This is a genomic window from Streptomyces dangxiongensis (genome assembly GCF_003675325.1).
GTDB lineage: Bacteria > Actinomycetota > Actinomycetes > Streptomycetales > Streptomycetaceae > Streptomyces > Streptomyces dangxiongensis.
Map to the genome: position 1 here is coordinate 7,541,559 of NZ_CP033073.1, position 26,466 is coordinate 7,568,024.

A 26,466-nucleotide genomic window follows, 5' to 3' on the forward strand; every position below is an offset into this window, starting at 1 on the left:
GGTCGCGCCCGGCCCCGCCGACGGACGCCGCACGGAAACCGGTGGCCCGACGCGTCCGAACTCCCGCCGTGCCCGCGCGGTCACCCGGTCAGGGAAGGATCGAATCGACGTACCCGCCGTCGACGCGCAGCGCTCCGCCGGTCGTGGCCGACGCCTGTTCCGAGCTGAGGTACACCACCATGTGGGCGATCTCCTCCGGCTCGATCAGCCGCTGGATCAGGGACTGCGGGCGGTGCTCGCGCATGAACGTACGCTGCGCCTCGTCCCAGGGCACGTCCCGGTCGACGAGTTCGTACACGAAGTCCTCGACGCCCCCGGTGTGCGTGGGCCCGGCGATGACGGAGTTGACCGTCACTCCCGTGCCCGCCGCCTTCTTGGCGAACCCACGGCTCACCGCGAGCAGCGCGGTCTTCGACATCCCGTAGTGGATCATCTCCGCGGGAATCGCGACCGCCGAGTCACTGGCGACGTACTGGACGCGCCCCCAGCCGCGCTCGGTCATACCCGGCAGGTACTGCCGGGTCAGCCGTACGGCGGCCAGCACGTTCACCTCGAAATAGCGCCGCCACTCCGCGTCGCTGATCTCCAGCGGGTCGGCCGTGCCGAAGACCCCCAGGTTGTTGACGAGGATGTCCACCCGCGGCAGCAGTTCGGCCACCCGGGCCGCGCCCTCCTCGCCGGACACGTCGGCGGCCACCGGCACCAGCTCCGCGCCGGGCGCCCGGCCGGCCAGCGACTCGACGCTGTCGGCCACCCGCTGCTCGTCGCGGCCGTTGACGCCCACGCGGGCGCCGGCCCGGGCGAGAGCGAGGGCGATGGCCGCGCCGATGCCCTGAGTGGAGCCGGTGACCAGTGCGGTGCGTCCTGTCAGATCGATGTGCATGAGCGGGCGGGTTCCCTTCGTGCGCGCGTGCATGTCACGGCCCGTCGAGTGTGGCGCCTCCGCGCGCCGGAGAGCGGCAGGGCACGAGCGTGATCGGCCGTCCGGCCCGGCGTTCTGCGAGGCACCCCCACCGGCCCCGGCCCGCACCGGTCAGTGCAGTCCGCACCGGCCGGTGTGATGTCGGCTCGATTCCGCCGTGGTGGGGAGGGGGCGCGGCCCCGGCGCGCTCAGTCCTCGACGTCGATCCGGTACGCCAGTGCGGTGACCCGGAGGTCACCGTGGTCCACCCACTGCGGGAACGCGAGCGTCTTGTGGCTGCTCGCAGCCGGCGGCGTCACCTGGAGGTAGGCGGCACGGACCGCGTCCGGGGTGCCGGTGTCGGCATGGGTCCAGGACATGACCGCCTCGACGCTCCCGCCCTTGCGGAGGGTCAGGGTGGACTTGGCGGGACTCTTCGCGTACCAGGTGTCGCCCCAGTGGGTGGTCGAGTGGAGCGTGCGGTGAGCGGCGTTCTCCAGGCCGAGGCCCGGATAGCCCCGCAGCAGGCAGGTGCGGGCACCGGTGTTCGTCAGTTCGACGACCACGCCCTGGTGGTTCATGCCGCCGGCCAGCTGCTTGCCGAACGAGGCGCTCAGCTCGGATACGGCGCAGGTGGGCGTCGCGGCCGCCGTTCCCGTCCCGGCGGCCCGCGCGGCGCCCGTGCCGGCGACGCCCAGTCCGGCGGCGGTGGTCACGGCGAGTATCGCCCGGCTGAGGTGTCGGCGGCGCGCGGACCGGGCGGCGGTCGCGGCCTGGGTGATGTGACTCCTGTGCTGCCGAGTCGTCATGAGTCGGGTGCTCCTTCGTTGTCGGCTTCCGGGTCTGCCTTCCCCGGGTGAGATGCCGTACGTGCGGGGAATGTTCGCCAACGCCGATCCGACCGAAAGGATCCGGCCGCGCACGTCCTCCGTTGCCACCGGGGGCCGGCACCACTTCGCCTTTTTTCCGGGCACAGGTCACGACGGTCCGCTCCCGGCGTGACACGATTGCTACTCGCAAGTACCGAACGTGTCCCCCGGGAGGGCGTCGCCGTGACCCGCGTATTCACCGTGTCCCGCAGTATCTTCATCGACGTCCCGCCCGAGACGGTCTACGAGGCGGTGTGCCGTCCCGGTGACATGGGCCGGTGGAGCCCGGAGAACCTGGGAACGGTGGGCGGTGTGCCGGGTGAACGGGCCGCCGTGGGAACGACGTTCGAGGGACGCAACAAGCGGGGGACGTTCCGCTGGGTCACCCGGTGCACGGTGACCGCGGCCGATCCCGGCCACCGCTTCGCCTTCCGCGTCCACGCGATCGGGGTGAGACGCCCGCGTCTGCGCGGCCCCATCGCCACCTGGGAGTACACCTTCGCGCCGGAAGGCACCGGCAGCCGGGTGACGGAGACCTGGACGGACGACCGGCGCTCGTGGCCCGGCCCCGTGGCCCAGCTCTTCGACCGGGTCGCCACCGGGGGGAAGACGTTCGCCGACTTCCAGACGGGCAACATCGACAGGACCCTGCGGAACCTCAAGCGGGATCTGGAGGCGGCTCACCAGGTCTGAGTGCCGCGCTCACGTCCGGGCCGGGTGTGCCGTCGAGTTCACGTCGCCCGTCGAGTTCACGCGCCCGTAGCGCCGATGTCGGCTCACGAGGCTGTGGCCGTCACGCACGGCCGGTGGAGGGGACCACCGTTTCCGACTGCGCGCCGGGCGGGCGGACGGCCCGCCGGGCCGGTCGTCCCCGCACCAGAGGTGAGGTGGACGGGCATGCGTCACCCCCGTCGGCCGAGCGGTGGACGACCCGGCCCCCCGCTCCCGGTGCGCGCGGCACTGACGTCCGCCGCGGGTGATCCACATGGCAGGATGCGGAGAGCCGAACGTGCAGACAGACGGGCATCGCGCATGACTGCTGAGTGGTACGTCCTCGTCGAGGAGGACACGAGAACGACGGAGCGCGTCGACGGCACGTCACTGAGACTGCACCGTTGGATGCTGGCGGCCGCTCACCCCGTCGACGGGGACGAGGCGCGGGCGGTCGCGGCGGCCGAGGACGCGGCGCTGCACTATCTGCCGGACATGCTGGCCCGCCACGCCCGGCCCGGAGACGAACCGGCGCGGCACGCCCTCCTCACCCGGGACGGTGCCTGGATCGTGCTCCTGAGGCAGCGGCGGCGGGAGTGTCACATACGGGTGACCACGGCCCGGCTCATGCACACGACGGAGGAGAAGGAAGCTCCGCCGAAGAGCCTGAAGGACAAGTTCCGCAGCGCCCTGGACGGCCCGCCGCCTCCCCGCGAGCAGTGGGAGCCGACATGACGGCATAGCGGCTTGCCGGAGGGGGCGACAGCACGGCTACGCTCACCGCATGACTCCTCCCCGGCGGAAACTGCTGACTCTGCCTGCCCTCTTCCGGATCGAGCACGTCTCCGGTGGTGCGCGGCCCGCCGATGACGACTGGTACGCGGTCGTACGCGCTCCCGAGGGCCTGACCGTCCTGCGCGAGGTGCCCCTCGACGCCGCCGGCGCACACCGGGAGGTCTCCCCCGATGCCTCCGGCGCACACGAACACTGGGCCGGCCTGTACGGCGACGACCCTCACGATCTCGATCTGCCGGGCATGCTGGCCGCCGTGGTCGGGCCCCTGGGCTCGGCGGGGATTCCGGTGTTCGTGACCTCCACCTTCCACTCGGACCTCGTACTCGTCCCCGCCGACCGGTACGACGACGCGGTCGGCGTCCTGCGTTCCGCGGGACACGAGGTCGTCCCGGCGGCCTGACATTCGCACCCGGTGAGAGCTGCTGGAACAGCGGTACGGTCGGTGTCCGGGCGGCGACGACCGGTGTGGGCGAGGCAGACGCCGACGGCGTCCCGTGCTCCTGGCCGGGGCGTGCCGGCGCCGTGTGCCTCCTGCGGGGGTGCGGTCAGAGGGAGGAACCGGAGTCGCCGGGCCGGACGCGGCCGCGCCAGGCACCGGATTCCGCGCCGCGTTCCTCGATGTACTCCTTGAACCGCCGCATGTCTCCCTTGACGCGCCGGTCGATGGTACCGACCATGTCCGCGACCTTCTCGACGGCTCCGCTGGGCTCGACCTCCAGCACCAGCTCCACCTTGGTGTGGGAGTCGTCCAGGCGCTCGAAGCGGACCATGCCCTTCTGGTGGGTGTCGCCGGTGGTGGTGCGCCAGGTGATGCGCTCGTCGGCGAGCTGGTCGACGATCTCGGTGTCGAACTCCCGGCGTACTCCGGCGATCTTCGTGGTCCAGTGATTGTGCTGCGCGTCGAGCTGGGTGACCTCCTCGACGCCCTCCATGAAGTTCGGGAACTCCTCGAACTGCGTCCACTGGTTGTAGGCGGTGTGGACGGGGACGTCGACTTCCACCACTTCCTTGATCGTGCTCATCTGTGCGCCTCCGTTGTCCTGGTTCGACTGCCGGACGGCCCGTCGGCCCACTCGGCGGGCCGGGGCCGGTCGGGTACCCGAGGAGGCACCGGTCATGACCGATGCGGATCCAGCCACCGCCACCGTATACCGGCCACCACCGTGACGTGGTGTTTTAGAGTGTCTGGCACCAGTTCCGGCAACAGGACCTGTGAGGTACACGCGAACATGCCGACCGAGACATTCGAGTTCCAGGTGGAGGCCCGTCAGCTGCTCCAGCTGATGATCCACTCCGTCTACTCGAACAAAGACGTCTTCCTGCGCGAACTCGTCTCCAACGCCTCCGACGCGTTGGACAAGCTGCGTCTGGAGAAGCTCAGGGACGACTCCCTCGACGCCGACGTGTCCGACCCGCACATCGAGATCGACGTCGACAAGGACACCCGCACCCTGACCGTGCGGGACAACGGCATCGGAATGTCGTACGAGGAGGTCGGGCAGCTCATCGGCACGATCGCCAACTCGGGCACCGCCGAGTTCCTCAGGGAGCTGCGGGAAGCACAGGAGGGCGGCGGCACCGAGGGGCTCATCGGCCAGTTCGGCGTCGGCTTCTACTCCGGCTTCATGGTGGCGGACGAGGTCACCCTGCTGACCCGGCGAGCCGGCGAGGACCGGGGCACCCGCTGGACGTCACGCGGCGAGGGCACGTACACCCTCGAAGCGGTCGACGACGCGCCGCAGGGCACCTCGGTCACGCTCCACCTCAAGCCGGCCGACCCGGAGAACCAGCTCCACGACTACACCGCCCCGTGGAAGATCAAGGAGATCATCCAGCGCTACTCGGACTTCATCACCTGGGCCGATCCGGATGGTGCCCGAGGCGCCCGCCACGGCCGACGAGAACGCCGAGACGCCCGGACCCCGAGACGCTCAACAGCATGAAGGCGCTGTGGGCCCGCTCGCGCGAGGAGGTGTCCGAGGACGAGTACCACGAGCTGTACAAGCACATCGCCCACGACTGGCGCGACCCGCTGGAGACGATCCGCCTCCAGGCGGAGGGCACCTTCGAGTACCAGGCCCTGCTGTTCCTCCCCGCGCACGCCCCCCACGACCTGTTCACCCGGGACGCCAAGCGGGGCGTGCAACTGTACGTCAAGCGCGTGTTCATCATGGACGACTGCGAGGCGCTGCTGCCGCCGTACCTGCGCTTCGTCAAGGGCGTCGTGGACGCGGCGGACCTGTCACTGAACGTGTCCCGGGAGATCCTCCAGCAGGACCGCCACATCGAGATGATGCGGCGCCGGCTGACGAAGAAGGTCCTGTCCACGGTCAAGGACATGATGGCCAAGGACCAGGACCGCTACGCCACGTTCTGGCGTGAGTTCGGCACGGCACTGAAGGAGGGCCTGGTCACCGACTCGGAGAACCGCGACGCCCTCCTCGCCGTCGCCTCGTTCGCGAGTACGCACCACGACACCGAGCCGACCACCCTCAAGCAGTACGTGGAGCGGATGCGGGACGGCCAGGACGACATCTACTACCTGACCGGTGAGTCCCGGCAGAGCATCGAGAACTCCCCGCACATGGAGGCCTTCCGGGAGCGCGGCATCGAGGTGCTGCTGCTCACCGACGCCGTGGACGAGGTGTGGGCCGACGCCGTCGGCGAGTACGAGGGCAAGAAGCTGCGCTCCGTCGCCAAGGGCCGCATCGACCTCGACGCCGAGGACGACGACACCGCCGACGGTGAGCGGGAGAAGCAGAGCGAGGAGTACGCCGGGCTGCTCGACTGGATGAAGGAGCAGCTCACGGAGGACATCAAGGAGGTGCGCCTCTCCTCCCGGCTGACCGTTTCCCCGGCCTGCGTCGTCTCCGACGCGCACGACCTGACCCCGGCCCTGGAGAACATGTACCGCGCGATGGGCCAGGAGGTGCCCCGCGCCAAGCGCATCCTGGAACTCAACCCGGACCACCAGCTCGTCAAGGGCCTCAACCAGGCGTACAAGGAGCGCGAGGACCGAGCGGAACTGGCCGAGACCGCCGAGCTGCTGCACGGCCTCGCGGTCCTCGCCGAGGGAGGCCAGCCGAAGGAGCCGGCCCGCTTCGTCAAGCTGATGGCGGACCGTCTGGAACGCGCGCTGTAACCCGGCCCGCCGGGCGTCGGCGGTCTGTTCCTCCGCGCCGGAGGGGCAGGCCGCCGACTACCGGGCCGCGGACGGCCGCTCAGGGTTCAGCCGCGGGGGCCGCCGATCCGTCCGGGCTCGATGACGACCGCGACGGCACCCCGCGGGTCGCGCGCTGTGTTCCGGGTCCTCTGACGCGACTCGACACCGTTGATCAGGATGCACTCGCCGTCGGTGTCGACCCACGTCTGGGTGAGCGACAGGTCTTCGCCGAGGGGAGCGGGCATGGGGCTCTTTTCGGGGGCGGGTCAGGTGTGCCGGGCGTGCATCGGGTCGTCGGCGGTCTCGTCCGGGCTCTTGCGGTGCGGCCGGTCCGCCCCCCGGTCGCGCTGCCGGTCGAACAGCGCGAGCGCCAGGGCGGCCAGCATGCCGACGAGGGCGGAGCACAGTGCGGTGACGACGGCGCCGCGGTAGTCGCCGCTGCCGCCTAGCACCAGGTAGAACAGGCCGGGCAGGGCGGCGGTCCCCAGCGCGGCGCCCAGCCGCTGTCCCGTCTGCAGGGCGCCGCCCGCCGCGCCCGCCATGCGGACGGGCACGTCCCGCAGGGTCATGGTGATGTTGGGGGAGACAACGAAGCCGCTGCCGATGCCGCCGAGGAACAGGACCGGGGCGGCGAGCCACGGAGCGCTGTGCAGGGGCGCGAGACGCAGCAGCAGGGCGGTGCCGCCGAAGCCGACGATCACACCCGTGAGGCCGCACACGGTGAGCAGGCGGCCGAACCGCTCCACCAGCCGTCCCGCGATCACGGCCGCACCGGCCGAGCCGATGGCGAAGGGAGTGACGGCGAGGCCGGACAGGAGCGGGGAGAAGCCGAGGCCGCGCTGGTAGAACAGGGCGAAGACCAGCCAGACGCCGCTGAAGCCGATGAAGTACAGGGTGCCGATGCCGGCGCCCACCGCGTAGCCGCGCACGGTGGTGAACAGGCGGGGGTCGAGCAGCGGCTGGGCGTCCCGGGCGACGAGGCGGTGCTGCCAGCGGGCGAAGACGACGAGGATCGCGGCACCCGCGGGGAACAGCCACCACAGGCGGTTGACGCCTCCGGAGTCAGCCTGGACCAGTGGGTACATCAGCGCGAGGACGCCGAGACCGAGGAGCAGGATGCCGGGCACGTCCAGGTGGCCCCGTCCGGAGCGCCGGGTGCGGGGCAGCAGGCGGCGGCCGAGGAGGACGGCGAGGATGCCGATGGGCACGTTGACATAGAAGATCCAACGCCAGCCCTGCTCGCCGGCGGCGAGGGCGAGGATGGTGCCGCCGGTTATCGGACCGGCGGCGGAGGATATGCCGACGGTGGCGCCGAAGAAGCCGAAGGCCCGGCCGCGTTCGGCGCCGCGGAACATCTGCTGGATGAGCGCGGAGTTCTGGGGAGCCATGAAGCCGGCTGCCAGGCCCTGGGCGAGGCGGGCGACCACGAGGAGCGTGATGTCGGGGGCGGCTCCGCAGGCCGCGCTGAAGAGGACGAAGCCGCCGAGGGCCAGCAGGAAGATGCGGCGCCGGTCCAGCGCGTCGCCGAGGCGGCCGGCGGTGACGAGGGCGAGGGCGAAGGTCAGGGCGTACCCGGACACCACCCACTGCACCTGCGCGGGGGAGGCGTGCAGGTCCCGCTGGACGGTGGGCAGGGCGACCGCCACGATCGTCACGTCGAGCAGGCTCATGAATCCGGCCACCAGAGTGACCCACAGGGCACGCCACCGCCGCGGATCCGGCTCGTACCCGCTCTCCTGAGCGCCCGGGCCGCGACCGCCTGCCGCTGACGTCGACGCTGTCACCGGACTCCTCCCACCAGCTCGGCACCCCGGCGAACCAGGTTCCCGTCCACCGCGCGGCCTAACCGGCGGCACCCGCCGCCGACCGAGCGGCGGTCCCGGAGGCGGTCGAGCGGCGGTCCCGAGGCGGTCGGGGCGCGCTGCGGTGCGCCACGTCCCGGCCGCTGTCCGCGTGGCACGGCGCCGACGGCGGCGGACGGGCGTCGGCCGCGACGACCCACCGGCCGGCCGGGGCCGGTGTTCACCGGGCCGGCGACGGGGGTCCCTGGGGCGGCTCGCCGTCGGGGATGCGGACCGCCAGTGCCGCGATGTCGTCCTGGAGACGGTTGCCGCTGTGGAGAAGCAGGTCGTGGTGGAGCCGTTCCAGCAGTTCCCGTGGCGGGAGGGCGGCCCAGCGACGCAGCCGCGGCAGCAGGGGATAGAACGCGCCGTCCGCGTCCCGCGTCTCCGTGATGCCGTCCGTGTACAGCAGTAGCTGGTCGCCGGGCCGCAGGGAGTAGGCGTCGACGTGGTACGGCTCCCCGACCAGCACGCCGAGGTTCAGCGGCGGCGCCGACCGTCCCCGGTCCAGTTCCCGCACCTCACCGGACCGGATGAGAACCGGCGGCGGATGGCCGCAGTTGACGACGCGGACCACGGGCGCGTCGGCGGGGATCTCGGCGAAGACGGCGGTGACGAACCGTTCGCCCAGCTCGCCGCCGCCCAGTTGCACCGCCCTGCGGTTCATGCTCGTCTCCACCCGGTCGGCCAGCGCGGGAAGGGCGGGTTCGTCGTGCGCCGCCTCGCGGAACGCGCTCAGCAGGGCCGCGGCGGTCTCCACCGCGAGCAGCCCCTTGCCGCGCACGTCACCGATGACCACCCGGACCCCGTACCGGGTGGGGACCGCCTCGTACAGGTCACCGCCGATGCGGGCCTCCGCGGCGGCGGACAGGTAGAGGCTCTCCAGCACGAGACCGTCGATCCGCTGCGCAACCGGTCGGAGCAGGACCCGCTGGGCGATCTCGGCCACGGACCGCACGTCGGCCAGCGTGCGTTCACGGCGGATGCGGTGCGCGGCCAGGATCGTGGCGAGGACGCCCACCAGGGCGGTGCAGACGTAGTCGGCCACGTAGTGCCGGTCCCAGAGGTAGCCGACCGGCCGGCCGGCGCAGCACGGGGTACCGGCCAGGACGCCTTCCAGGACGATGGCGAGCACCGTGACGACGCCGACGACGACGGGACCGTGGGCGAAGGCGGTCACCAGGGAAACGCCGACCAGCAGGAAACTGACCGGCCAGTCCACCGGGGTGACGGGCTCCAGCAGCAGGACAACCGCGACGTACAGGGCCGGGAGCCACCGCATCCACGCCGGCGGCGCCGGCAGCTCCGTCCGTGTACCCGTGCCGCCCTCCGGCTCCCGACCGGTATGTCCGGGCCTCGGCATACGTGGTCCTCGCACACGGACTCCTGTCACAGGAACTCGACAAGATCCCCAGCCTGGTGTGCCGGGCCACGGCACACCGGTGATTGCTCCACCTCACGGCATGTTCGGGTGACCCCGCATCCGCGCCGGCAGGCGGCCCGCGACCGCCCCGCGCGCCGGCATCCCCGCCCCCCTCGGCCGGCGCACCGGTCGCCGATCACGGAGAGGGGGTGTTAGAACAGGGAGATGAGCGGACGTTCCCGCTGGCCATGGGCGAGGGCGGCGCCGCCGTCCGGCACCCGGTGGTCATCCGATCCGTCCCGCAGGAGAAGGCAGTCCTGGCCGCCGCGCGGACGCCGCCTGTCCTCCTCCCTGAGCGTCCGCACGCTCGCCGCGCAGGTCTTCCTGCTCCAGGCGCTGATCATGCTGGTCCTGGTGGCGGTGGCCGCCTCCGCCCTCGTCGTGCAGGGCCGGTACGACGCCGAACGCAGCGCCAGGGATCGTTCCCTGGCCGCCGCGGAGTCGTTCGCGCACGCGCCCGGCACGGCACTCGCGCTCCGGTCACCGGACCCCACGGCCCGGTTGCAGGGGGCGGCGGAACAGGCACGCAAGGGCTCCGGCGTCGACTTCGTCACCGTCCTGGACGAGCACGGGGTCCGGCTCACCGATCCCGCCCCCGCACTGATCGGCACCAAGGCGCAGGGCGTCGGCCGGGCCGCCGCGGGGGAGACGTTCACGGAGACGTTCCACGGCCGGCCGGCCGACGCCGTGCGCGCGGTCGTACCGGTGACGGACGCGAGCAGACGCGTGGTCGGCATGGTCGCCGCCGGCATCGAGTACGCCAACGTGGGCGACGTGCTGAACCAGCAGCTCCCGATGCTGCTCGGCGCCGCGGCCGGGGCGCTCGTGCTGGCCACCGGTGGCGCGGCGCTGATCAGCCGTCGGCTGCTGCGGCAGACCCACGGACTCGGCCCGGCCGAGATGACCCGGATGTACGAGCACCACGACGCCGTGCTGCACGCGGTGCGCGAGGGCGTACTGATCGTCGGCGGTGACGGGCGGATCCTGCTCGCCAACGACGAGGCGAGCCGCCTGCTGGGCCTCCCCGAGGACACCGACCAGCGGCACGTGCGGGAGCTGGGCCTGGGGCCGGGCCTGACCCGGCTGCTGGTGGCGGGTGAGGCCGTGTCCGACGAGATCATCCCGACCGGGGGCCGGCTGCTGGCGGTCAACATCCGGCCCACCGCCCCGTACGGCGGCGCCCAGGGACTCGTCGCCACCTTCCGTGACACCACCGACCTCAGGGCCCTCACCGGGCAGGCCGAACTGGCGCGGGGCCGGCTGTCCTTCCTGTACGAGGCGGGCATGCGGATCGGCACCACACTCGACATACGGCGCACGGCCGAGGAGCTGACCGAGGTGGCCGTCCCCCGCATGGCCGACATCGTCACCGTGGAACTCCTCGACTCCGTGCTGCGCGGCGAGGAGCCCACGAGCGCGGTGCACGAGATGCGCCGCACCGCGCTGCGCGCCTCGCGGCCCGGACACCCCCTGCAGCCGGTCGGCGACGTGATCCGGTTCGTGATGGCCGACACCCCGACGGTGGCGGCGCTGCGCCGGGGCAGGGCCGTCCTCGTGGCGGACCTGGACACCGCCCGGGACTGGCGGGCACAGGACCCCGAGGGGGCACGGCGGGCGCTGGACCACGGCATCCACTCACTGATCTCGGTGCCGCTCCGGGCACGCGGGGTGGTCCTCGGCATGGTCAACTTCTGGCGCGGCGCGGACACCCCCCGGTTCGAGGACGAGGACGTCGCCGTGACCGAGGAGCTGGTGGCCCGGGCCGCCGTCGCCATCGACAACGCACGCCGCTACTCCCGCGAACACGCCATGGCCATGACCCTCCAGCGGAACCTGCTGCCGCTGGGGCTCCCGGAACAGGACGCGCTGGAGATCGCTTCCCGCTATCTGCCGGCGCAGTCCGGTGTGGGCGGCGACTGGTTCGACGTCATCCCGCTGCCCGGTTTCCGGGTGGCGCTCGTCGTCGGTGACATCGTGGGACACGGGCTGCAGGCCGCCGTGACCATGGGACGGCTCCGCACGGCCGTGCTGAACTTCTCCTCCCTGGACCTGGCCCCCGACGAACTGCTCGGCCATCTGGACGAGATGGTGACCCGGCTGGACTCGCAGACCGCGACCGACGACGACGGCGAACCTCTCACCGGCGCCACCTGCCTCTACGCCATCTACGACCCGGTCGGCGGGCGCTGCACCTTCTCCCGCGCCGGCCACCTCGCGCCCGCCGTCGCGGATCCCCAGGGCCGGGTGACCTTCCCCGACCTGCCCCTGTCGCCGCCCCTGGGCGTGGGCGGGCACCCCTTCGAGGCCGGCGAGCTGGATCTGCCCGAGGGCAGCCGCCTCGTGCTGTTCACCGACGGCCTGGTCGAGAACCGCGGACGGGACATCGACGAGGGCCTGGAGATGCTCTCCTCGACCATCGCCCGCGCGGACCCGTCACCGGAGGAGACCTGCCGCGCCCTCGTGGAGACGATGCTGCCCGAACACCCCAGTGACGACGTGGCGCTGCTCGTCGCCCGGACCCGGCTGCTCGACCCCTCGTGCGCCGTGACCTGGGAGGTACCGTTCGACGTCACGGCGGTGCCCCGAGTACGCAAGGAAGTGAGCCGGAGACTCGCCGAGTGGCAGCTCGAGGAGTCGGCCTTCACCACGGAACTCATCCTCAGCGAACTCCTCACCAACGCCCTCCGCTACGGCGCCCCGCCCATCTGCGTCCGGCTGCTGCTGGGCCGCACCCTGGTCTGCGAGGTGTCGGACGGCAGCAACACCTCACCCCGGCTGCGGCACGCGGCCACCACCGACGAAGGCGGCCGCGGCCTCTTCCTCGTCTCCCAGTTCGCGGACATCTGGGGGACCCGCTACGCGGCGCGGGGAAAGGTCATCTGGGCCGAACAGAACCTGGACCGCACCACGGCACCGGACGCGTCGGCGATGTTCGACGTCCTCGATCTCTAGGACCCCGCCCACGGCGGCCCCCGCCCGTCACGGGCGCAGCGACCACCCCGGCACCGTCACACGCGCACGGCACACGGACACCGGTGGTCCCGGCGCGGTACGACGTGCGGCTGCCCCCGACCCGGGGGATGGTGGGAGCCACCAGGTCACTGCCTTCGGCGCGTCCGGGACCGGGTTCGGTCTCCCGGGTGTCGTGGAACTCCCGGGAGGACGCAATGACGACGGCTCCGGCTCGCCGCCCCCGATTCGCTCCGCGATGGAAGACGTCACGCGACTGGCCCCTGGCCGCGGCCGCGGTCTCCGCGCTGCTGAGTCTCGTGATGCTCTTCCTGCCCTGGCTGACGACCAGCGCGGGCGACAGCGAGAACGCCTTCGGGGTGGACCTCCCGACCGCGGGACCGGCGCTGATCGTCGCCATGGCGTTCGCCACGGTCGTCCTGCTGGCCCTGGCCCTGGCCGTGGCAACGGGCGGCAGACGGTACCTGGAAGCGGCGCTCGTCCCGTCGTCCGTCCTGCTGGCCGTCTACGTCCTGAAGGCGGCGGACGTGTCCGACCTGGCGGACCTGTACAGCCGGCTGGCCGCATCGTTCACCGGCGCCAGCATCGGCACCGGCGTGGGCCTGTGGCTGGGCCTGGCCTTCGCCGCCCTGACCCTGCTGTTCGTCCTCGCGGCCGTGCTGCTCGGGTGGGGGACCGGTGACACCCTCACCTACCCGGCGTTCGGCACCGCACGGCGGCCCGGCAACGCCGCACCACCGGCCGGCGACACCACCTTCTACCCGCCCCGGCCGGACAGCCCGCCCGGCGCCGCCCCGGAACCGCACGACAGAGGCGAGTAAGGAGGGCGAGGGGAGGGCCGGGGTGCCTGCCCGTCGGCCGACGGCACGACATCGGCCGATGATCGGACGACCGGCGGGGAACGCCCCGGCCGGGGCTACTCGCACACCGTGCCGTCCCGTGGCATCGTGCCGTCGAGCAGATAGGTGTTCACCGTGTTCGTCACGCAGGTGTCGGTGCCGTACGTCCCGTGCCCCTGCCCCTTGACCGTCAGCTCGACGCCGACGTCCTCGCCGAGTTCGTCGGCCATCCGCCTGGCCCCCGCGTACGGAGTGGCCGGGTCTGCGGTGTTGCCGACGAGGAGGATCGGGGCCGCTCCCTCGGCGCTGACGTCCGGATCGTCGGACGCGCCCCTGACCGGCCAGTCGCTGCACGACAGCAGGCCTGAGGCCAGATCCGCGCCGAAGACGGGCGAGGCCGCCCGGAACCGGGGCAGCATCCGCTCCACGTCGTGCTGCGTGTAGCGCCGGGCGCTGTCCGCGCAGTGAATGGCCTGGTAGGCGTCCGCCGAGTTGGTGTAATGGCCGCTGGAGTCCCGCCCGTCGTAGGCGTCGGCGAGCAGGAGGAACGTGGTCCCCGTCCCGTGCTGTCCGGCTTCCCGCAGGGCCTGTGTCAGGTAGGGCCAGGAGTCCTTGGAGTACAGCGCCGCGGTGATGCCCGTGAGGGCCAGACCACGGGTGAGCCTGCGGCCGTCGCCGGTGGGCAGTGGCCGCGCGTCGAGTCGGTTAGTTGAGCCTGTCGTCGCCGAGGACCTGGCGGAGCAGGTCCAGGTCCCGGGCGGCGTCGACCGTGCCGACGTGCGCGAGGACCTTCCCGGAGTGCCGCAGGCAGTCCGGCAGGTACTTGTCCGACAGCGCGAGGAGCGCCTGGGCTTCCTTGTCGTTCTTCGGGGTGCCGTCGGACTGGTCGAGGGTTTCGGTGTCCTTGTCGTCCAGGCAGCGCACGGGCGCGCTGGCACCGACGCCGCGCGGGTCGAGACTGACCAGGTCGTAGCGGGTGTGCAGGGCCGCGTACTGCCCCGAGAGCTGGGGGAGACCGGCGACGCCGGAAGCGCCGGGGCCGCCGAAGTTGAACACGAGCGAGCCGATGCGCCGCTGTCCGTGCCCGGGGCGGGCTCTCGCGCGGATCAGCGCCAGGGTGATCGTGTCGCCGCCCGGGTCCGCGTAGTCGAGGGGGACCTTCAGGGCGGCGCACTCCCAGGATGTGCCGTCCGGCAGCGCTTTCGGCGCCTCGGCGTCCGAGGCCTGGAGGGCGGTGGGAGCCCGGCAGCTCCGCCAGGCGGGTCTCTGCCCTGTGAGCGAGGCGGGCAAGGGTGCGCCCGGCTGCGCGGCCGGCGGGGCCGCGGTGGGTGTCGCCGTGGCGTGCCCCGGGAGCGTGGGCACGGCGGTCGCCGGGAGCAGGACACCGGCGCAGAGCGTCGCGGCCGAGGCGACGACCAGGGTGATACGGGCGGTGTGCCCCGTGGGCCGGGGGCGTGCGTGGTCGGAGTGGCCATCGTGGATCATGGTCTTGCCTGTCGCTGTCGACGCCGGGTGGATCCCGCTCAGGCGTCGGGGCCGGGCGGGTGACGGATCACCTCCAGTGAGCCCGGGACCGTACAGGGGCGTCATGTTCCGGGAACTCGGGACTTGACGCCGACCGGCCGAAGACAGCGTGCCGCCCTCTTGACGGCGACCGGCCGGTGACACTGCGCCGCCCGGTCTCCGAAACCGGCGGCTGAGCGGCGGCGAGTCGTCCCCGCGCCGCCGCTCGGCCGCCCTTTCCGGTGCCTGGGAACCGTCCTCGTCGTCGCCGCAGTCGTGGTACACGTACTGGTCGATGTCCAGCGACGCCCCGGCCCTGGCGAGCCAGGCCAGCAGGTCCGCCCCGAGGAAGACGCCCTTGTGCTGCGGGTCGTCGGGATCGGTGATCGACTGGACGAGCACCGGGGAGACGTCGGCGTCCCCGGAGCGGGCCAGCCGCCCCGGGGCGGCGGCGAACTCCGGCCCCCGGCCGAGGACCACCGGTTCCAGATCCTCCGGCCGTGCGGGCCGTGCGGGCCGTGCGGGCCGTGCGAGCGCGGCGGCGACTGGGGGCGCCTGCGGCTGCCGATCGCGGCCGACTCGTCGGGTGCGGCCCACAGCCTCGCGGAGATCCCCTGAGGTTGCAGGGACCCGCTGACCACCCCGAGGTACATGCGGAACGCGCTCACGGGTGTTGCGTGCGCGCCGGAGCGCGCGGTCGCCAACACGGTGAACCGTTACCAGCGGTCATGATCAACCCGAACCGGGCACCGTCGGTTCCGCGGGTCGAAGCCGCCGGTCGTGCCCTACTCCCGCCGCCGGCGCGGCTCTTGGGTGCGCACCGGTACGTTTGCCCGTGCGGTGGCGGGCAACGCGAAGCCCATGACTGAATCGAACAGCGGGACGAGTCGAAAGTCCGATCAGGAGCGGCAGACCGCCTCGAAGGCCCGGCGGACGGCGGACAAGGCGACGGCGCCGGCCGGTCGCGCGGCGAAGAAGGCCGTGGCGGCCTCCGACGGCGCGACGTCGGCCGTGAAGGCCGGTACCGAGCGGACGGCGGAGGTGACGAGCGGCGCCGTCCGCACCGCGGCCCGCGGCGTCGAGACCGGCCGTCAGGCGCTGGTCACGGCGTCCGGCCAGGTCGCGTCCACCGCCAAGACGGCCTGGACGGTGGTCGCCCACCGCAAGCTGGTCGCCGCCGGTGTCAGCGCGGGCCTGACCGCGATGACCGTGGCGTCGTACGCGATGGGCCGCCGGGCCGAGCGCCAGACCCACGGGCCGCTCACGCGCCTCACCCAGGGCCGTTTCTGACACATGGCCGGCGCACGCGGGCACACGCCCCGCGTGAAGCCGTGCCGCGGACGTGCGGGCGGGGCCGGCGGGGCCGGCCGCGCCAGGCGCACACTTCTCGACGCAGGGGCCCGGTCTTCACTGAACGAGGTGCTGAGCATCTCACTGAACGAAGGCCGGGCCCCTGCCGTCGTGCACGGCGGCGGCACGGACCGCGGATCGACGCCGTGGTCCGCACCGCCGTGGCGGGCCGGCCCGTGGGGGAGGCCGGCCCGCTCGCTCACCGGGTCAGCCGGTCTTCGCCACCTGGGCGAGGGCCTTGGTGAGGCCGTTGGCCCACAGTTGGTTGACACGGGCGCGCTCGGTGCTGTTCGGGTACCGGTTGGTGCAGGACGTGCCGGGGCCGCCGCCCGACATCAGCTCGCTGCACGGGCCGCTGTAGTGGTCCGGCAGCCCCAGCACGTGACCGGTCTCGTGGGCCGCCACCCGGATCGAGTCGTACTGCCGGTTCTGCGTGTAGTCCAGGAAGATGTAGCCGCTGCCGTGGCCGTCGGTGGAGGCGTACGACCCGCGCGAGTCGTTGCCCTCGTAGTAGGAGAAGTCGGCGCTGCCCGTCGTCGCCTGGAGCTTGACGTTGGACACGGAGCTGTTCCAGATGGAGGCGGCGCTCGATATCTGGGAGCGGAAGCTCGGCGCCTGGGCGGTGTTGTAGTAGACGGTCACCACCTTGAGGGTGGGCTGGGCGGCCTGCCGCTTGGCGACCGACTTCAGTACGGCGTCGAAGAACGCCTTGTTGCCGGTCTTCTCGCTCGAGCCGACGTAGCCGGCGGTGGCGGAGTGGGCCGGTATCGTGGCGGTGCTCCGGGCGCTCGCCGGGCTCGCGGTGCCGAGCGCGGCGGAGGCCAGACCGACACCGAGCGCGAGGGCCAGCAGTCGTCTGTTCTTCGGCCCGGTGCTGGTGCGGAACGACGTCATGGGGGGCTCCTACTCGTCCTGTGGGGTTGAACGATCGGTTGCCAGTGAGTCTCCGGCAGGCCAACGGGACGGCGGATGATGGCAATCGGGGATTGCACGGGGCTATCGGCGGCCGACTCGTCCACTTTCGTTGGAACTTGAACATCTGGTGCGGTGCCGCGCGCCCCCTTACGCTCCCCCCATGGAGCTCGAGGTGAGGCATCTGCGCGTTCTCTGCGCCATCGCCGACACCGGCAGTCTGCACAAAGCGGCACGGCAACTGGGCCTTGCGCAGCCCACGTTGAGTACTCAACTGGCACGCATCGAGCGCGCGCTCGGTGCGCAGCTCTTCGTGCGGACCCGGACCGGCTGCCGGCCGACCCCGCTGGGGCTGGTGGTGCTGAGCCGGGCCAGGCCGCTGGTGGCGGAGTTCGCGGCGCTGGTCACGGAGACCCGGGCGGCCGCCGCTCGTGCCGCCGGGGGGTGCCGGCTGCGTATCGGTGCCACGGCGAGCCGGGCCATCCCGGGCTGGCTGCGCCTGCTACGGGCCCGGGTTCCGCGCGTCGAACCGACGCTGGAGATGAACGCCTCCGCCAATGCCCTGCTCGGCATGGTCGCCGCCGGCCGGCTCGACATGGCGTTCGTGCACGAGGTCGAGGGCAGTCCGCTGCGCGTTCCGCCCGGCCTGCGTCTGCGCGTGCTGGTCGAACGCGAACCGCAGTTCGTCACACTCGCCGCGGACCATCCGGCGGCGGCGCGGGCGGAGGTGAGCCTGGCCGACCTGTCCGGCGACCGCTGGATGATCGACTCCACGGTCGACGGCGAGTGGGACGCACTGTGCCGGGTGCTGCGGGCCGCGGGCCTCAACTCCGACATCCTGCACGGCGACTACCTCACCGCCTACTCGCTGGCCGCCATCGGCGAGGTGGTCACGGTCAGCCAGCCGACCGCCCCTGTCCGCACCGATCTCGCCATCCGCCCCCTGGAGGGCGACCCGATAGGGGTACGTCTGCTGCTCGCGGCCCGCACGGAGGACGACCTGGACGACGTCTACCCGGAGTTGGAGACGGCCTACTGGGCGGTGGCCCAGGAGGCACCGGCCTACCGGAAGTGGTTACAGCGCGCGCACCCACCCGGCCCGGACGCCTGCCGGAACGGCCACGGTTCACCGGTGCCGGCGCGGTGGCCGGTGGCGGCCGACCTGCGCTCGCGGTGAGGGCTGGGGCCGGCGCCGGTCGGCGTCCCATCGGACGGGACCGCCGGGCCCGGCCGGCACACCCCGACCCGCCGTGGGCGGTATTGACGCACTGTCAGGTCCGCTGTCCCCAGGCCATGACCATGCCGGGGCCCAGCTCGGCGAGCCCGGGCGAGGCCAGGTAGGCGAGTGCCTCGTCGATGACCGCGGCGTCCACCAGGCCGGTCTCCTCCAGCGCGGGGCGCATCCGGCTCCATGTCTCGGACCAGAACCGGGCCAGTGGGCCGCCCGCGACCAGCGGCGGGATGAACAGTTCCGCGGCGACGTGCTGGAGACCCTCCTCCTTCAGGATGTGCGGGTACGCCGGGACGGAGGAGGTGTCGGTGCCGATCGTCGTCCGCAGTGCCTGCCACAGCGCGTCCATGGTGCGACGGTAGGCGGAGGACGTGTCCAGGGCGTTCGGCACCTCCAGGGCGTCGCCCAGCAGCAGCCGGCCTCCGGGAGCGAGCCATCGCACGAGCCGTGTGACGAGCCGGCGGCGCTGAGGCAGGTGCATGAGGACGAACCTGGCGTGGATGAGGTCGAAGCTGCCCGGACGCAGGCTCTCGTCGGTGAGATCTCCGGTGACCACCCGCAGCCTGGGGTCCGCGCGGACGTCCAGCCGGCCGGTGTCCCGGTCCAGGGCGACCACCTCGTCGACACCCGCCTCCTCCAGCAGCCAGCGCGCCACGGTCCCCGTGCCGGCGCCCACTTCGAGGCAGCGGCTGCCCGGTCCGGCGCCGAGAGCCCGCAGGCGCCGTGTGGTCACGGGGTCGTAGACCAGTGCTGCCGCGTCGATCCGCGCGGTCTCCCCGGGGCGGTCCGGTTCGAACAGGTCCTCGCCGTAGTGGCCGTCCCCGGCGGTGGCCCCTCCCGAAGGCGGCGGTGTGTTCATGATGGGACCTCCCGCGCCGGTGGCCGTGGCGTCCCTCGGTACTGGGAAGGGAACGTCGTCCCACCATGGACGCGCACATCCGAAGTTCCGCCGGATCGCGGCCCACGGCACCCCGGTCCCATCCGAATGGCCGAGCGGCGGGCGGGTGGTGGGGTCGTGCCGGGGCACCCGAAGGCGCATGAAGGTGACCGAGAGAAGATGCCTGCCCCGTCTCACCGCGGTCCTGGCGCTGCTGCCCCTGGCCGTGGCGTGCGGCGGCGCACACCAGGGATCCGGCGGTGGGACGGCGGCGGCAGGACCGGCGCCCGGCGCGCTGGGCGACACCCTTGTCGTCACCAGCGACAACGGGCTGAGGTTACGTCCGGCCGACGGCCACCGGGTCACGGTGGACGGCCACGTCGACCAGGCCGACCGCCACTGGTCCCACCATGCCGGGACCTGGGTCCTGGACCTGTCCTGCGGGCGCCGGGACGACGCGGACCGCGGCCGGGACGACGCCCCATGCCCCCGCATGCCCGAGGTGGACGTCCCCGACGGCGTCAGCGTCACGGTGAGCGCCCGCAACGCCGGCATCGACGCCGTGGGAGTCCCGGCCGGCCTGGACCTGACGACGGTCAACGGCGATGTCACGGTGACCCGTTCCGGCCGGAGCGGGGACGTGACCCGGCTGGCCACCCGCAACGGCTCGGTGCGCGCAGTCGCTCTCGACGCACGCCGGCTGACGGCCGTGACCACCAACGGGGACGTGATCCTGGCGTGCGGCACCGCGCCCACGGCCGTCACCGCGAGGACCACCAACGGCTCGGTCGGCGTGACCGTTCCGCACGACAGCCCCGCCTACCGGGTCACCGCCGCCACGGCCAACGGCCGCGCCACCGTGGACGTTCCCGCGCGGAAGGCCGGCCACGGTCCCGCCATGAAGCTGACCACGGTCAACGGCGACGTCGACGCGCGCCGCGACTGAACCGCCCTCGACCGTCCCGTCCTTCTCCCGTCGTGGCGGCGGACGAACGACGTCCGCCGCCCCGTACGGGACGTCAGGGTGTGGCCGGTCCGGTCAGGGGCATCCGCAGTGCACTGAGTGCGTCACCACCCGGCTTCGAAGGGATCAGCATCATGTTGGCCATCGTCTCGGCGGTCCTGTTCTTCATCGCGTTCCTGATCAACGCGGCTGACATCTCGACCAACGACACCTTCACCTCGACGAACATCATGCTCCTCGGGCTGACCGTGCTCGCCCTGCACCTCGCGGGGGTGGGCAGCGGCTGGACGGCCCGGGGCCGCAGACACTGAGCGGCACGAGAAGTGCCCGGCACCCCGGCGGTGTTCGCTACCGGGGTGCCCGGGCCGGCTCTCCGGCCTTCAGCGCGGCGTCCATCGTGCGCAGGCGCTCGTGCCGGCGGTTGCCGTGGTAGATGATCCAGCCGACGAAGACCACGGTGAGCACCGCGAACCCGACCGCCTGGCGGACCGTGCCGGTGAACACCATCAACAGCGTGACGGCGGTGAAGAGCACTGCCAGGCAGATCAGGGCCGGCACGCGGTGACGCATGCGGTGCAGGCGCTGTGCCACGAGTTCGCGCATGGCCCCGCGCTCCTCGGGGGCCGACGGCACCTCGCCCCGGCGCAGCTTGGCGTCCAGTGCCACGACCGCGTCCGCCGAGCCGCCGGCGGCGCGCCTCTCCTTGCGCCGCCGGGTGAGCACCACGGCGATCGCCCCGACGGAGGTGAACGCCGTACGGAGCAGCACCGACAGCACCGGTCGCCCGGGGAAGAGCACCACGATCAGCGCCACGGCCACGAGCAGGGACAGCGTCAGTTGCAACCACAGGTGCCGGGCGAGGAGCAGACGGACGCGGTTCATCGCCGGTCCCCGGGGAAGGACCGCGTCCGGCGCCGCACGGCCGACACGCGCAGGACGAGCGCCAGGGCCGGCAGGGCCCACGCCGCGCCGGAGTAGGCCCACCGTGCCGATCCGTGCAGCGAGCCGACCGATTCCAGTACCGCCCACACCGCCAGCACCACGCACAGGCAGGTCCAGGCGATGTCCGAGAGGCGGGCACGGAGCTGTTCGCGTTGTCTCGTCCCGGGTCCGAGGTCCCCGACCGCGGGGGCCTGAAAGGCTTTCCGTGACACCACGGGCCTCCTCCTTCCATCGTTGTCCGGGCTGTGCGCGTACCCCGCGTCCGCCCCGGCAGGCTGGTCAAATTCCTTGCAATAGGAGGAAGTTGACGTTCCGGGTCGGTGGAGGCTGTCCGGTGCCGGCCGTCCGGGGCGCGCGCTCGCGGAGGCCGGCGCCGTACCCGGGCCCGTCAGACGAAGGCGCTCTCCCCGGTGATCGCCTTGCCGACGATCAGCGTGTTCATCTCCCGGGTGCCCTCGAAGGAGTAGATGGCCTCCGCGTCCGCGAAGAAGCGTGCGACGTCGTAGTACAGGACGATGCCGTTGCCCCCGAAGATCTCCCGCGCCCACGCCACGACCTCGCGCATACGGCCGGTGACGTGCGCCTTGGCCAGTGCCGAGTGCTCGTCCCGGAACACCCCGGCATCCTGCAACCGGGCGAGCTGCGACAGCATCCCCCAGCACGACGTGATGTCCCCCAGGCTCTTCACCAACAGGTCCTGCACGAGCTGGAAGCCCGCGAGAGGCCGGCCGAACTGCTGCCTCTCCGTGGCGTAGCGCAGGGCCAGTTCATACGCTCCGATCATGACGCCGAGCGCCTGCCAGGCGACGCCGCTGCGCGTGGCCCGCAGGATCTCGGCGACCTCCCGGAAGGAGGACACGTTCTGCAACCGGTCGGCCTCCGCCACCCGGACGTCGGTGAGGGTGATGTCCGCGTTCTCGACGGTGCGCAACGACGTCTTGTGGGCGATCTTCTCCGCCGTGAAGCCCTCGGTGCCCTTGTCGACGACGAAGCCCTTGACCTGGTCGTCGGCGACGTCCCGGGCCCAGACGACGACGTGGTCGGCGAACGTCGCGTTGCCGGTCCAGCGTTTGGCACCGTTGAGAACCCATGTGTCACCGTCGCGACGGGCGGTGGTGCGCATGCCGGCCGCGATGTCCGAACCGTCGAGCGGCTCCGTGAGCGCGAACGCCCCGATGGTGTCCATCCTCGCCATGCCCGGCAGCCAGCGGTCACGCTGGGCCTGGTCGCCGCCCAGGTGGATCGCGCACATCGCCAGTCCGCTGTGGACGCCGAAGAAGGTGGCGACCGACGCGTCGACGCGGCTCATCTCCATCGCCATCATCCCCGTCAGCAGATGGCTGGCGGCGGGGCCGTGATCGCCGTACCCCTCGTACGCCAGCCCGACCAGCCCGCTCTCACGGAAACGACTGATCAGCTACTCGGGGAAGGTGCCCTCGGCCCAGTGCTCGGCGACCAGGGGCCCGACCTCGTCCCGCATGAACGCCCTGGTGCGGAGGAGGACCTAGCGTTCCTGCTCCGTCAGGGCGCTCTCGAAGTCGTAGAGGTCGGCGGCGTTCTGCTGTTCCGTGAGTGAAGTCATGGGGCCCTTCTTCCACGATTGCGCCGGGCGATGCCCGGGCCGGCGGAGCGCCCTCCGCGCGTCAGACCTGGTCGGCGGGTGTGGCCACCATGACCTCCGTCCGGCGGCCGGGGCGGTGCGTCCCGGCCTCCCAGAGGCGCCAGGTCGACCACAGCAGGGCGACGAGGAAGACGGCGAGCAGTGCCAGCAGCACCACCGTCTGCCGCGCCGACCCGTCGTCCCGGACCATCTCCCACAGCAGACACAAGGACCAGGCCGCCACACCGCCTGCGTACACGGCCCTCAACTGCCGTAGCTGACCTACCGAACCCATCGTCACCCCTCCGGGGAGTCGCGTCGCCTCGTCCTGCCGGTACCCACCCGACACGACTTCACCACACACGAAACCGTCCCTTGAAGGCCGGACCGCGCCAAGTCGGCCTGCGGGCGGGGTTCTCGACGGCCTCGCGGGTGGTGCGGACCGTCGGCCGGCGAGCCGGGAGGACGCTCCCGAAAGGATGAACAGCCCAGTGGCACGGCGTGTCGGGAGCGCCGCACCAGCACGCTGTCACTCCGAGGACCGTGGACGTCAGGGGGCGCTTGTGAGGCGGCGGCACGCTTCGTTACGGGACCGGGCGCGCTATCTCTTCGACACGAGGCTGGCCCGCAGCACGGGGACGCTGCTCGGCTGGCTCGCCCTGGGCTGCCTCGTGGTCGTCGTGCCCGTCAGCATCCTGCTGGTGTGGATGGACCCGAGCGCGCCGCGTTCCCTGTCCGGCCGGCTCGCGGCCGTGTGGCGCACCAGCGCGGAGACCCTGCGCCTCGGGGTGGCGACCGGCACACCGCTGCGCATGCTGCTCTCCGTGCTGCTGGGACTGATCGCCCTGCTGTGCGTGTCGACGCTGACAGGGGTGATCACCACCGGGCTCGGGGACCGGCTGGCCGAGCTGCGGCGGGGACGCTCGACCGTGCTGGAGCGCGATCACGTGGTGGTGCTCGGCTGGTCGGAGCACGTGTTCACGGTGGTCGCCGAGCTGACGGCGGCGCGGGGCGGCCGAGGGCGCGGCATCGTGGCGGTGTTCGCCGACCGGGACACGGCCGAGATGGAGAAGGCGCTCGCCGCCGTGCCGGCAGCGGGCGGAGCCCGGCTGGTCTGCCGCACCGGAGCGCTGACGGCACCCGGGGCGCTGGCCCTGGTGGCCCCCGCCGTGGCCGAATCCGTACTGGTGCTGCCGGCCGAGGACACCGACGCCGACCTGGAGGTGGTACGGGTCCTGCTGGCGCTGCGGTCGCTGACGGCTACGGAGACCGGGCCGGCGGTCGTCGCCGCCGTACGGGACGGCCGCTACCTGCCGGCCGCGCGGCTGGCGGCCGGACCGCGAGGCGTCGTACTGGAGACGGACACGACGACGGCGCGGCTGCTGGTGCAGTCGGCCTGGCGCCCCGGCCTGCCGGCCGTGCTGCACGACCTCCTCGACGTGGCCGGCGCCGAGTTCCACGTGATCGAGGCGCCCGGGCCTGCGGGGCCGGCCTTCGCGGAGACCGCGCTGCGCTTGGAGTCCGCCTGTCTGGTCGGGATCATGCGGGCCGACGGCAGTGCCCTGCTCGCCCCGGGGCCGGAGACCGTCCTCGGGGCCGGGGACCGACTGGTCGTCGTCGCCCACGACGACACGGCGCCCGCGCCGGCCGACTCCCGTGCGCACATCGACCAGACTGCCATGGCCCCGCCCGGTCCGGGGCCCCAGAACCCCGCACGGGTACTGCTGCTCGGCTGGAACCGCCGGGCGCCCCTCATCGCGGACATCCTGCGCCGGACCGCCCGGCCGGGAGCCGTCCTCGACGTGGTCACCGACCCGGACGACGGGCTCGTACCGGGGCACGTCGAGGGCCTCGCGGGCACCGGATGGCCGGGCGTCACCCACCACGTCGGCGACCTCGCCCGTCCCGAGACGCTGCGCGCCCTGGACCTGTTCGGCTACGACAGCGTCATCGTGCTGGGGCCGGACGCCGACGCCGGCTCCGGGCGGCCCGACGACCGGGCCCTGCTGACCCTGCTGATGCTGCGCGCACAGGAGGAGGAGGCGGGGCGCGCGCTGCCGGTGGTGGCCGAGCTGTGCGATCACCGCAGCAGGGCCCTGGCCCCGCTGGGCCCGGCGTCCGACGCGGTGGTCCGAGGCGAGCTGACCGCTCTGCTGATGGCCCAGATCTCACTGAAGCCCACGCTCGCCACGGTGTTCGAGGAGGTGTTCTCCGCCCGGGGCGGCGGACTCGGCCTGCGCCCGGCCGGGTTGTACGTGCGGCCCGGCCGTGAGGCCACCTTCGCGACGGTGGTGGCGGCCTCGCTGCGGCGTGGTGAGTGCGCCATCGGCTACCGCGCGCACCTTCCGCGCACCGCGCACCGCCACGACGGCATCCGGCTCGCCCCCGGCAAGTCCGAGCGGCGGGTGTGGGCGGCCGAGGACGAGGTCGTCGTCCTCTCCGCGGCACCCCGCGCGTCCGACGCCGAGACCGACGCCGAGACCGACGCCGGCGGCGCCGAGCCGGACGCCCTGCCCCGGATGAGACGCCCTCCGGAAGCGGACGCCCTGCCCTCGGACCGCGGCCCGGAAGAGGACCCGCCCACGGGCCGTCCCCCGGCACGGCAGTGACGCGCCGGGCCCCGGGATGCCCGGCGGACGCCTCGGCCCCGCCCCGGTGGAGCCCCGGAGTCCGGCCCCGCCCCCGGCCCGGCGGACGCTCTACTTCCGGTTCACGGGCCACCCGGGCCGCGCGGTGTGACAAGTCGGCCGGATGTCCGCCCGGTAGCCTGGATACCCGACAGCGGGCACCGCACGGGACGGGGAGGTGGGACGTTGCTGCACATCATCGAGAGTCAGGGCGACCGGACGAGGGCGGAACTGCCCGAGGACGTGGATCTGTACACGGCGTCCTCGCTTCGGACGGCGGTCGGCGGCCTGATCGACGCGGGGTGCCGTCACCTGGTTCTGGACGCCTCCCGCACGCTGCACATGGACTCCACCGGGGTCAGCGCCCTGGTGAGCTGGTACCAGCGGCTGGACGCCGTCGGCGGCTCCCTCGGCATCACCGGACTCGATGACGGTCTGCTCCGTATGTTCACCATCCTCGGGCTCGACACCGTCATGAGCCTCACGCCCGGCAAGGCCCCGTCCGTCTGACATCCGCACCGTCGCTGCGACACCCGCCGCCCGGCGCGCTCACCCCGGGGGAGTGTCGTGCCGAGCAGTACGGCGGGATCCGGCGGACGGCCGCAGGAACCGCGAACCTCAGCGGATGCCCCGTACCGTCGCAAAGAAACGCGTGATTTGCGGGCTTGTAGGGGTGAAGTAAGGGCACTAGGTGGCCAGGAGGTTGATAACAATGGTTCCCCTGCTTCTGGTTCTTCTTCTGGCTCTGATCCTCTTCGGCGCGGGTTTCGCGCTGAAGGCGCTGTGGTGGATCGCGGTGATCGTGCTGATCGTGTGGGTGCTGGGCTTCGTCGTCCGGTCCGCGGACAGCGGCGGCCGTAAGGGCCGCTGGTATCGCTGGTAGCCGACGGCTGCCGGCGCGCGGACGTACCGCGTGGGGTGAGTGGAGCGAGTGGGGCCCGGCCGGGG

General features: G+C 72.6%; 25 protein-coding genes and 2 pseudogenes. 13 read left to right on the forward strand and 14 right to left on the reverse strand.

Going from position 1 to position 26,466, the window contains the following annotated elements; genetic code table 11:
* Positions 1-88: 88 nt before the first annotated feature.
* Positions 89-883 (reverse strand): SDR family NAD(P)-dependent oxidoreductase, encoded by a 795-nt coding sequence (locus D9753_RS33965; RefSeq protein WP_121791437.1) that lies wholly within the window; start codon positions 881-883, stop codon positions 89-91.
* Between the two features lie 227 nt (positions 884-1,110).
* On the reverse strand, positions 1,111-1,710 hold the full coding sequence (locus D9753_RS33970) for a DUF4232 domain-containing protein (protein WP_121790488.1): 600 nt from the start codon (positions 1,708-1,710) through the stop codon (positions 1,111-1,113).
* Positions 1,711-1,953: 243 nt separating this feature from the next.
* On the opposite strand from D9753_RS33970, the gene D9753_RS33975 reads away from it, so the two are divergent.
* The 3 genes from D9753_RS33975 to D9753_RS33985 all read left to right on the forward strand — a co-directional run bounded on the left by D9753_RS33975 (position 1,954) and on the right by D9753_RS33985 (position 3,676).
* On the forward strand, positions 1,954-2,463 hold the full coding sequence (locus tag D9753_RS33975; protein WP_121790489.1) for an SRPBCC family protein: 510 nt from the start codon (positions 1,954-1,956) through the stop codon (positions 2,461-2,463).
* Between the two features lie 339 nt (positions 2,464-2,802).
* Positions 2,803-3,216, forward strand: a complete 414-nt coding sequence (locus tag D9753_RS33980) for a hypothetical protein (RefSeq protein WP_121790490.1) — start codon at positions 2,803-2,805, stop codon at positions 3,214-3,216.
* Between the two features lie 49 nt (positions 3,217-3,265).
* Positions 3,266-3,676, forward strand: coding sequence for an ACT domain-containing protein (locus D9753_RS33985; protein ID WP_121790491.1), 411 nt, complete (start codon positions 3,266-3,268; stop codon positions 3,674-3,676).
* A gap of 145 nt (positions 3,677-3,821) precedes the next feature.
* Here D9753_RS33985 and D9753_RS33990 read toward each other — a convergent pair whose 3' ends face one another.
* On the reverse strand, positions 3,822-4,298 hold the full coding sequence (locus D9753_RS33990; RefSeq protein ID WP_121790492.1) for an SRPBCC family protein: 477 nt from the start codon (positions 4,296-4,298) through the stop codon (positions 3,822-3,824).
* Between the two features lie 207 nt (positions 4,299-4,505).
* On the opposite strand from D9753_RS33990, the pseudogene htpG reads away from it, so the two are divergent.
* Positions 4,506-6,418: pseudogene (htpG, locus tag D9753_RS33995) on the forward strand (molecular chaperone HtpG).
* An 86-nt stretch (positions 6,419-6,504) separates the two neighbouring features.
* Here htpG and D9753_RS38420 read toward each other — a convergent pair.
* From D9753_RS38420 to D9753_RS34010, 3 genes are all read right to left on the reverse strand, one after another.
* Entirely contained in the window at positions 6,505-6,684 is a 180-nt protein-coding gene (locus tag D9753_RS38420) for a pyridoxamine 5'-phosphate oxidase family protein (protein ID WP_240468357.1), read from the reverse strand.
* Positions 6,685-6,705: 21 nt separating this feature from the next.
* Positions 6,706-8,223, reverse strand: coding sequence for an MFS transporter (locus tag D9753_RS34005; RefSeq protein ID WP_121790493.1), 1,518 nt, complete (start codon positions 8,221-8,223; stop codon positions 6,706-6,708).
* Between the two features lie 238 nt (positions 8,224-8,461).
* Complete coding sequence (locus D9753_RS34010) at positions 8,462-9,562, reverse strand: PP2C family protein-serine/threonine phosphatase (protein ID WP_121790494.1); 1,101 nt, start codon at positions 9,560-9,562, stop codon at positions 8,462-8,464.
* A 306-nt stretch (positions 9,563-9,868) separates the two neighbouring features.
* On the opposite strand from D9753_RS34010, the gene D9753_RS34015 reads away from it, so the two are divergent.
* Positions 9,869-12,655 carry a SpoIIE family protein phosphatase gene (locus tag D9753_RS34015; RefSeq protein WP_163010862.1) on the forward strand — a complete coding sequence of 929 codons (2,787 nt, stop codon included), beginning with the start codon at positions 9,869-9,871 and terminating at the stop codon, positions 12,653-12,655.
* Positions 12,656-12,870: 215 nt separating this feature from the next.
* Positions 12,871-13,494: a hypothetical protein gene (locus D9753_RS34020; RefSeq protein WP_163010863.1), complete on the forward strand. Its 624-nt coding sequence runs from the start codon at positions 12,871-12,873 to the stop codon at positions 13,492-13,494.
* Between the two features lie 95 nt (positions 13,495-13,589).
* Here the strand turns inward: D9753_RS34020 and D9753_RS38425 are convergent, their stop codons facing one another.
* Positions 13,590-13,931, reverse strand: coding sequence for an alpha/beta hydrolase (locus D9753_RS38425; protein WP_240468516.1), 342 nt, complete (start codon positions 13,929-13,931; stop codon positions 13,590-13,592).
* Positions 13,932-14,217: 286 nt separating this feature from the next.
* A complete protein-coding gene (locus D9753_RS38430; RefSeq protein WP_240468358.1) occupies positions 14,218-15,495 on the reverse strand; it encodes an alpha/beta fold hydrolase in 1,278 nt (425 codons plus the stop codon).
* A 381-nt stretch (positions 15,496-15,876) separates the two neighbouring features.
* On the opposite strand from D9753_RS38430, the gene D9753_RS34035 reads away from it, so the two are divergent.
* Positions 15,877-16,305, forward strand: a complete 429-nt coding sequence (locus tag D9753_RS34035; protein WP_121790496.1) for a hypothetical protein — start codon at positions 15,877-15,879, stop codon at positions 16,303-16,305.
* 267 nt (positions 16,306-16,572) lie between these two features.
* On the opposite strand, the gene snpA is transcribed toward D9753_RS34035, so the two are convergent.
* Complete coding sequence (gene snpA / locus D9753_RS34040) at positions 16,573-17,259, reverse strand: snapalysin (RefSeq protein WP_121790497.1); 687 nt, start codon at positions 17,257-17,259, stop codon at positions 16,573-16,575.
* A 181-nt stretch (positions 17,260-17,440) separates the two neighbouring features.
* Between snpA and D9753_RS34045 the strand changes: the two genes are divergently transcribed.
* On the forward strand, positions 17,441-18,454 hold the full coding sequence (locus D9753_RS34045) for a LysR family transcriptional regulator (RefSeq protein WP_121790498.1): 1,014 nt from the start codon (positions 17,441-17,443) through the stop codon (positions 18,452-18,454).
* A 94-nt stretch (positions 18,455-18,548) separates the two neighbouring features.
* Here the strand turns inward: D9753_RS34045 and D9753_RS34050 are convergent, their stop codons facing one another.
* Positions 18,549-19,367, reverse strand: a complete 819-nt coding sequence (locus D9753_RS34050) for a class I SAM-dependent methyltransferase (RefSeq protein WP_121790499.1) — start codon at positions 19,365-19,367, stop codon at positions 18,549-18,551.
* Positions 19,368-19,545: 178 nt separating this feature from the next.
* Between D9753_RS34050 and D9753_RS34055 the strand changes: the two genes are divergently transcribed.
* On the forward strand, positions 19,546-20,331 hold the full coding sequence (locus D9753_RS34055; RefSeq protein ID WP_121790500.1) for a DUF4097 family beta strand repeat-containing protein: 786 nt from the start codon (positions 19,546-19,548) through the stop codon (positions 20,329-20,331).
* 152 nt (positions 20,332-20,483) lie between these two features.
* On the forward strand, positions 20,484-20,660 hold the full coding sequence (locus D9753_RS36810; RefSeq protein ID WP_163010864.1) for a hypothetical protein: 177 nt from the start codon (positions 20,484-20,486) through the stop codon (positions 20,658-20,660).
* A 37-nt stretch (positions 20,661-20,697) separates the two neighbouring features.
* Here the strand turns inward: D9753_RS36810 and D9753_RS34060 are convergent, their stop codons facing one another.
* The 4 genes and pseudogenes from D9753_RS34060 to D9753_RS34075 all read right to left on the reverse strand — a co-directional run bounded on the left by D9753_RS34060 (position 20,698) and on the right by D9753_RS34075 (position 23,186).
* Positions 20,698-21,231, reverse strand: coding sequence for a hypothetical protein (locus D9753_RS34060; RefSeq protein WP_121790501.1), 534 nt, complete (start codon positions 21,229-21,231; stop codon positions 20,698-20,700).
* The gene (locus tag D9753_RS34065) at positions 21,228-21,506 is read right to left on the reverse strand and encodes a hypothetical protein (protein WP_121790502.1); all 279 of its coding nucleotides are present in this window, start codon (positions 21,504-21,506) and stop codon (positions 21,228-21,230) included. The genes D9753_RS34060 and D9753_RS34065 overlap by 4 nt, the downstream gene beginning before the upstream one ends.
* A 173-nt stretch (positions 21,507-21,679) precedes the next feature.
* Positions 21,680-22,873 (reverse strand): annotated as a pseudogene (locus tag D9753_RS34070) (acyl-CoA dehydrogenase family protein).
* A 61-nt stretch (positions 22,874-22,934) separates the two neighbouring features.
* The gene (locus D9753_RS34075) at positions 22,935-23,186 is read right to left on the reverse strand and encodes a hypothetical protein (protein ID WP_163010865.1); all 252 of its coding nucleotides are present in this window, start codon (positions 23,184-23,186) and stop codon (positions 22,935-22,937) included.
* A 268-nt stretch (positions 23,187-23,454) separates the two neighbouring features.
* Between D9753_RS34075 and D9753_RS34080 the strand changes: the two genes are divergently transcribed.
* The 3 genes from D9753_RS34080 (at position 23,455) to D9753_RS34090 (ending at position 26,401) form a co-directional block, all read left to right on the forward strand.
* Complete coding sequence (locus D9753_RS34080) at positions 23,455-25,500, forward strand: CASTOR/POLLUX-related putative ion channel (RefSeq protein WP_240468359.1); 2,046 nt, start codon at positions 23,455-23,457, stop codon at positions 25,498-25,500.
* A gap of 204 nt (positions 25,501-25,704) precedes the next feature.
* A complete protein-coding gene (locus tag D9753_RS34085) occupies positions 25,705-26,028 on the forward strand; it encodes an STAS domain-containing protein (RefSeq protein WP_163010866.1) in 324 nt (107 codons plus the stop codon).
* Between the two features lie 202 nt (positions 26,029-26,230).
* Positions 26,231-26,401, forward strand: coding sequence for a hydrophobic protein (locus D9753_RS34090; RefSeq protein WP_121790506.1), 171 nt, complete (start codon positions 26,231-26,233; stop codon positions 26,399-26,401).
* The last annotated feature ends 65 nt before the right edge of the window (positions 26,402-26,466 follow it).

What these genes read in the sequence shown, in the direction of transcription:
- D9753_RS33965 (WP_121791437.1), bottom strand. Translation starts at nt 883, where the DNA reads ATGCACATCGATCTGACAGGACGCACCGCACTGGTCACCGGCTCCACT.
- D9753_RS33970 (WP_121790488.1), bottom strand. Translation starts at nt 1,710, where the DNA reads ATGACGACTCGGCAGCACAGGAGTCACATCACCCAGGCCGCGACCGCC.
- D9753_RS33980 (WP_121790490.1), top strand. Translation starts at nt 2,803, where the DNA reads ATGACTGCTGAGTGGTACGTCCTCGTCGAGGAGGACACGAGAACGACG.
- D9753_RS33985 (WP_121790491.1), top strand. Translation starts at nt 3,266, where the DNA reads ATGACTCCTCCCCGGCGGAAACTGCTGACTCTGCCTGCCCTCTTCCGG.
- D9753_RS33990 (WP_121790492.1), bottom strand. Translation starts at nt 4,298, where the DNA reads ATGAGCACGATCAAGGAAGTGGTGGAAGTCGACGTCCCCGTCCACACC.
- D9753_RS38420 (WP_240468357.1), bottom strand. Translation starts at nt 6,684, where the DNA reads ATGCCCGCTCCCCTCGGCGAAGACCTGTCGCTCACCCAGACGTGGGTC.
- D9753_RS34010 (WP_121790494.1), bottom strand. Translation starts at nt 9,562, where the DNA reads ATGCGGTGGCTCCCGGCCCTGTACGTCGCGGTTGTCCTGCTGCTGGAG.
- D9753_RS34015 (WP_163010862.1), top strand. Translation starts at nt 9,869, where the DNA reads ATGAGCGGACGTTCCCGCTGGCCATGGGCGAGGGCGGCGCCGCCGTCC.
- D9753_RS34020 (WP_163010863.1), top strand. Translation starts at nt 12,871, where the DNA reads ATGACGACGGCTCCGGCTCGCCGCCCCCGATTCGCTCCGCGATGGAAG.
- D9753_RS38425 (WP_240468516.1), bottom strand. Translation starts at nt 13,931, where the DNA reads ATGCTGCCCCGGTTCCGGGCGGCCTCGCCCGTCTTCGGCGCGGATCTG.
- D9753_RS34035 (WP_121790496.1), top strand. Translation starts at nt 15,877, where the DNA reads ATGACTGAATCGAACAGCGGGACGAGTCGAAAGTCCGATCAGGAGCGG.
- snpA (WP_121790497.1), bottom strand. Translation starts at nt 17,259, where the DNA reads ATGACGTCGTTCCGCACCAGCACCGGGCCGAAGAACAGACGACTGCTG.
- D9753_RS34045 (WP_121790498.1), top strand. Translation starts at nt 17,441, where the DNA reads ATGGAGCTCGAGGTGAGGCATCTGCGCGTTCTCTGCGCCATCGCCGAC.
- D9753_RS34050 (WP_121790499.1), bottom strand. Translation starts at nt 19,367, where the DNA reads ATGAACACACCGCCGCCTTCGGGAGGGGCCACCGCCGGGGACGGCCAC.
- D9753_RS34055 (WP_121790500.1), top strand. Translation starts at nt 19,546, where the DNA reads ATGAAGGTGACCGAGAGAAGATGCCTGCCCCGTCTCACCGCGGTCCTG.
- D9753_RS36810 (WP_163010864.1), top strand. Translation starts at nt 20,484, where the DNA reads ATGTTGGCCATCGTCTCGGCGGTCCTGTTCTTCATCGCGTTCCTGATC.
- D9753_RS34060 (WP_121790501.1), bottom strand. Translation starts at nt 21,231, where the DNA reads ATGAACCGCGTCCGTCTGCTCCTCGCCCGGCACCTGTGGTTGCAACTG.
- D9753_RS34075 (WP_163010865.1), bottom strand. Translation starts at nt 23,186, where the DNA reads ATGGGTTCGGTAGGTCAGCTACGGCAGTTGAGGGCCGTGTACGCAGGC.
- D9753_RS34090 (WP_121790506.1), top strand. Translation starts at nt 26,231, where the DNA reads ATGGTTCCCCTGCTTCTGGTTCTTCTTCTGGCTCTGATCCTCTTCGGC.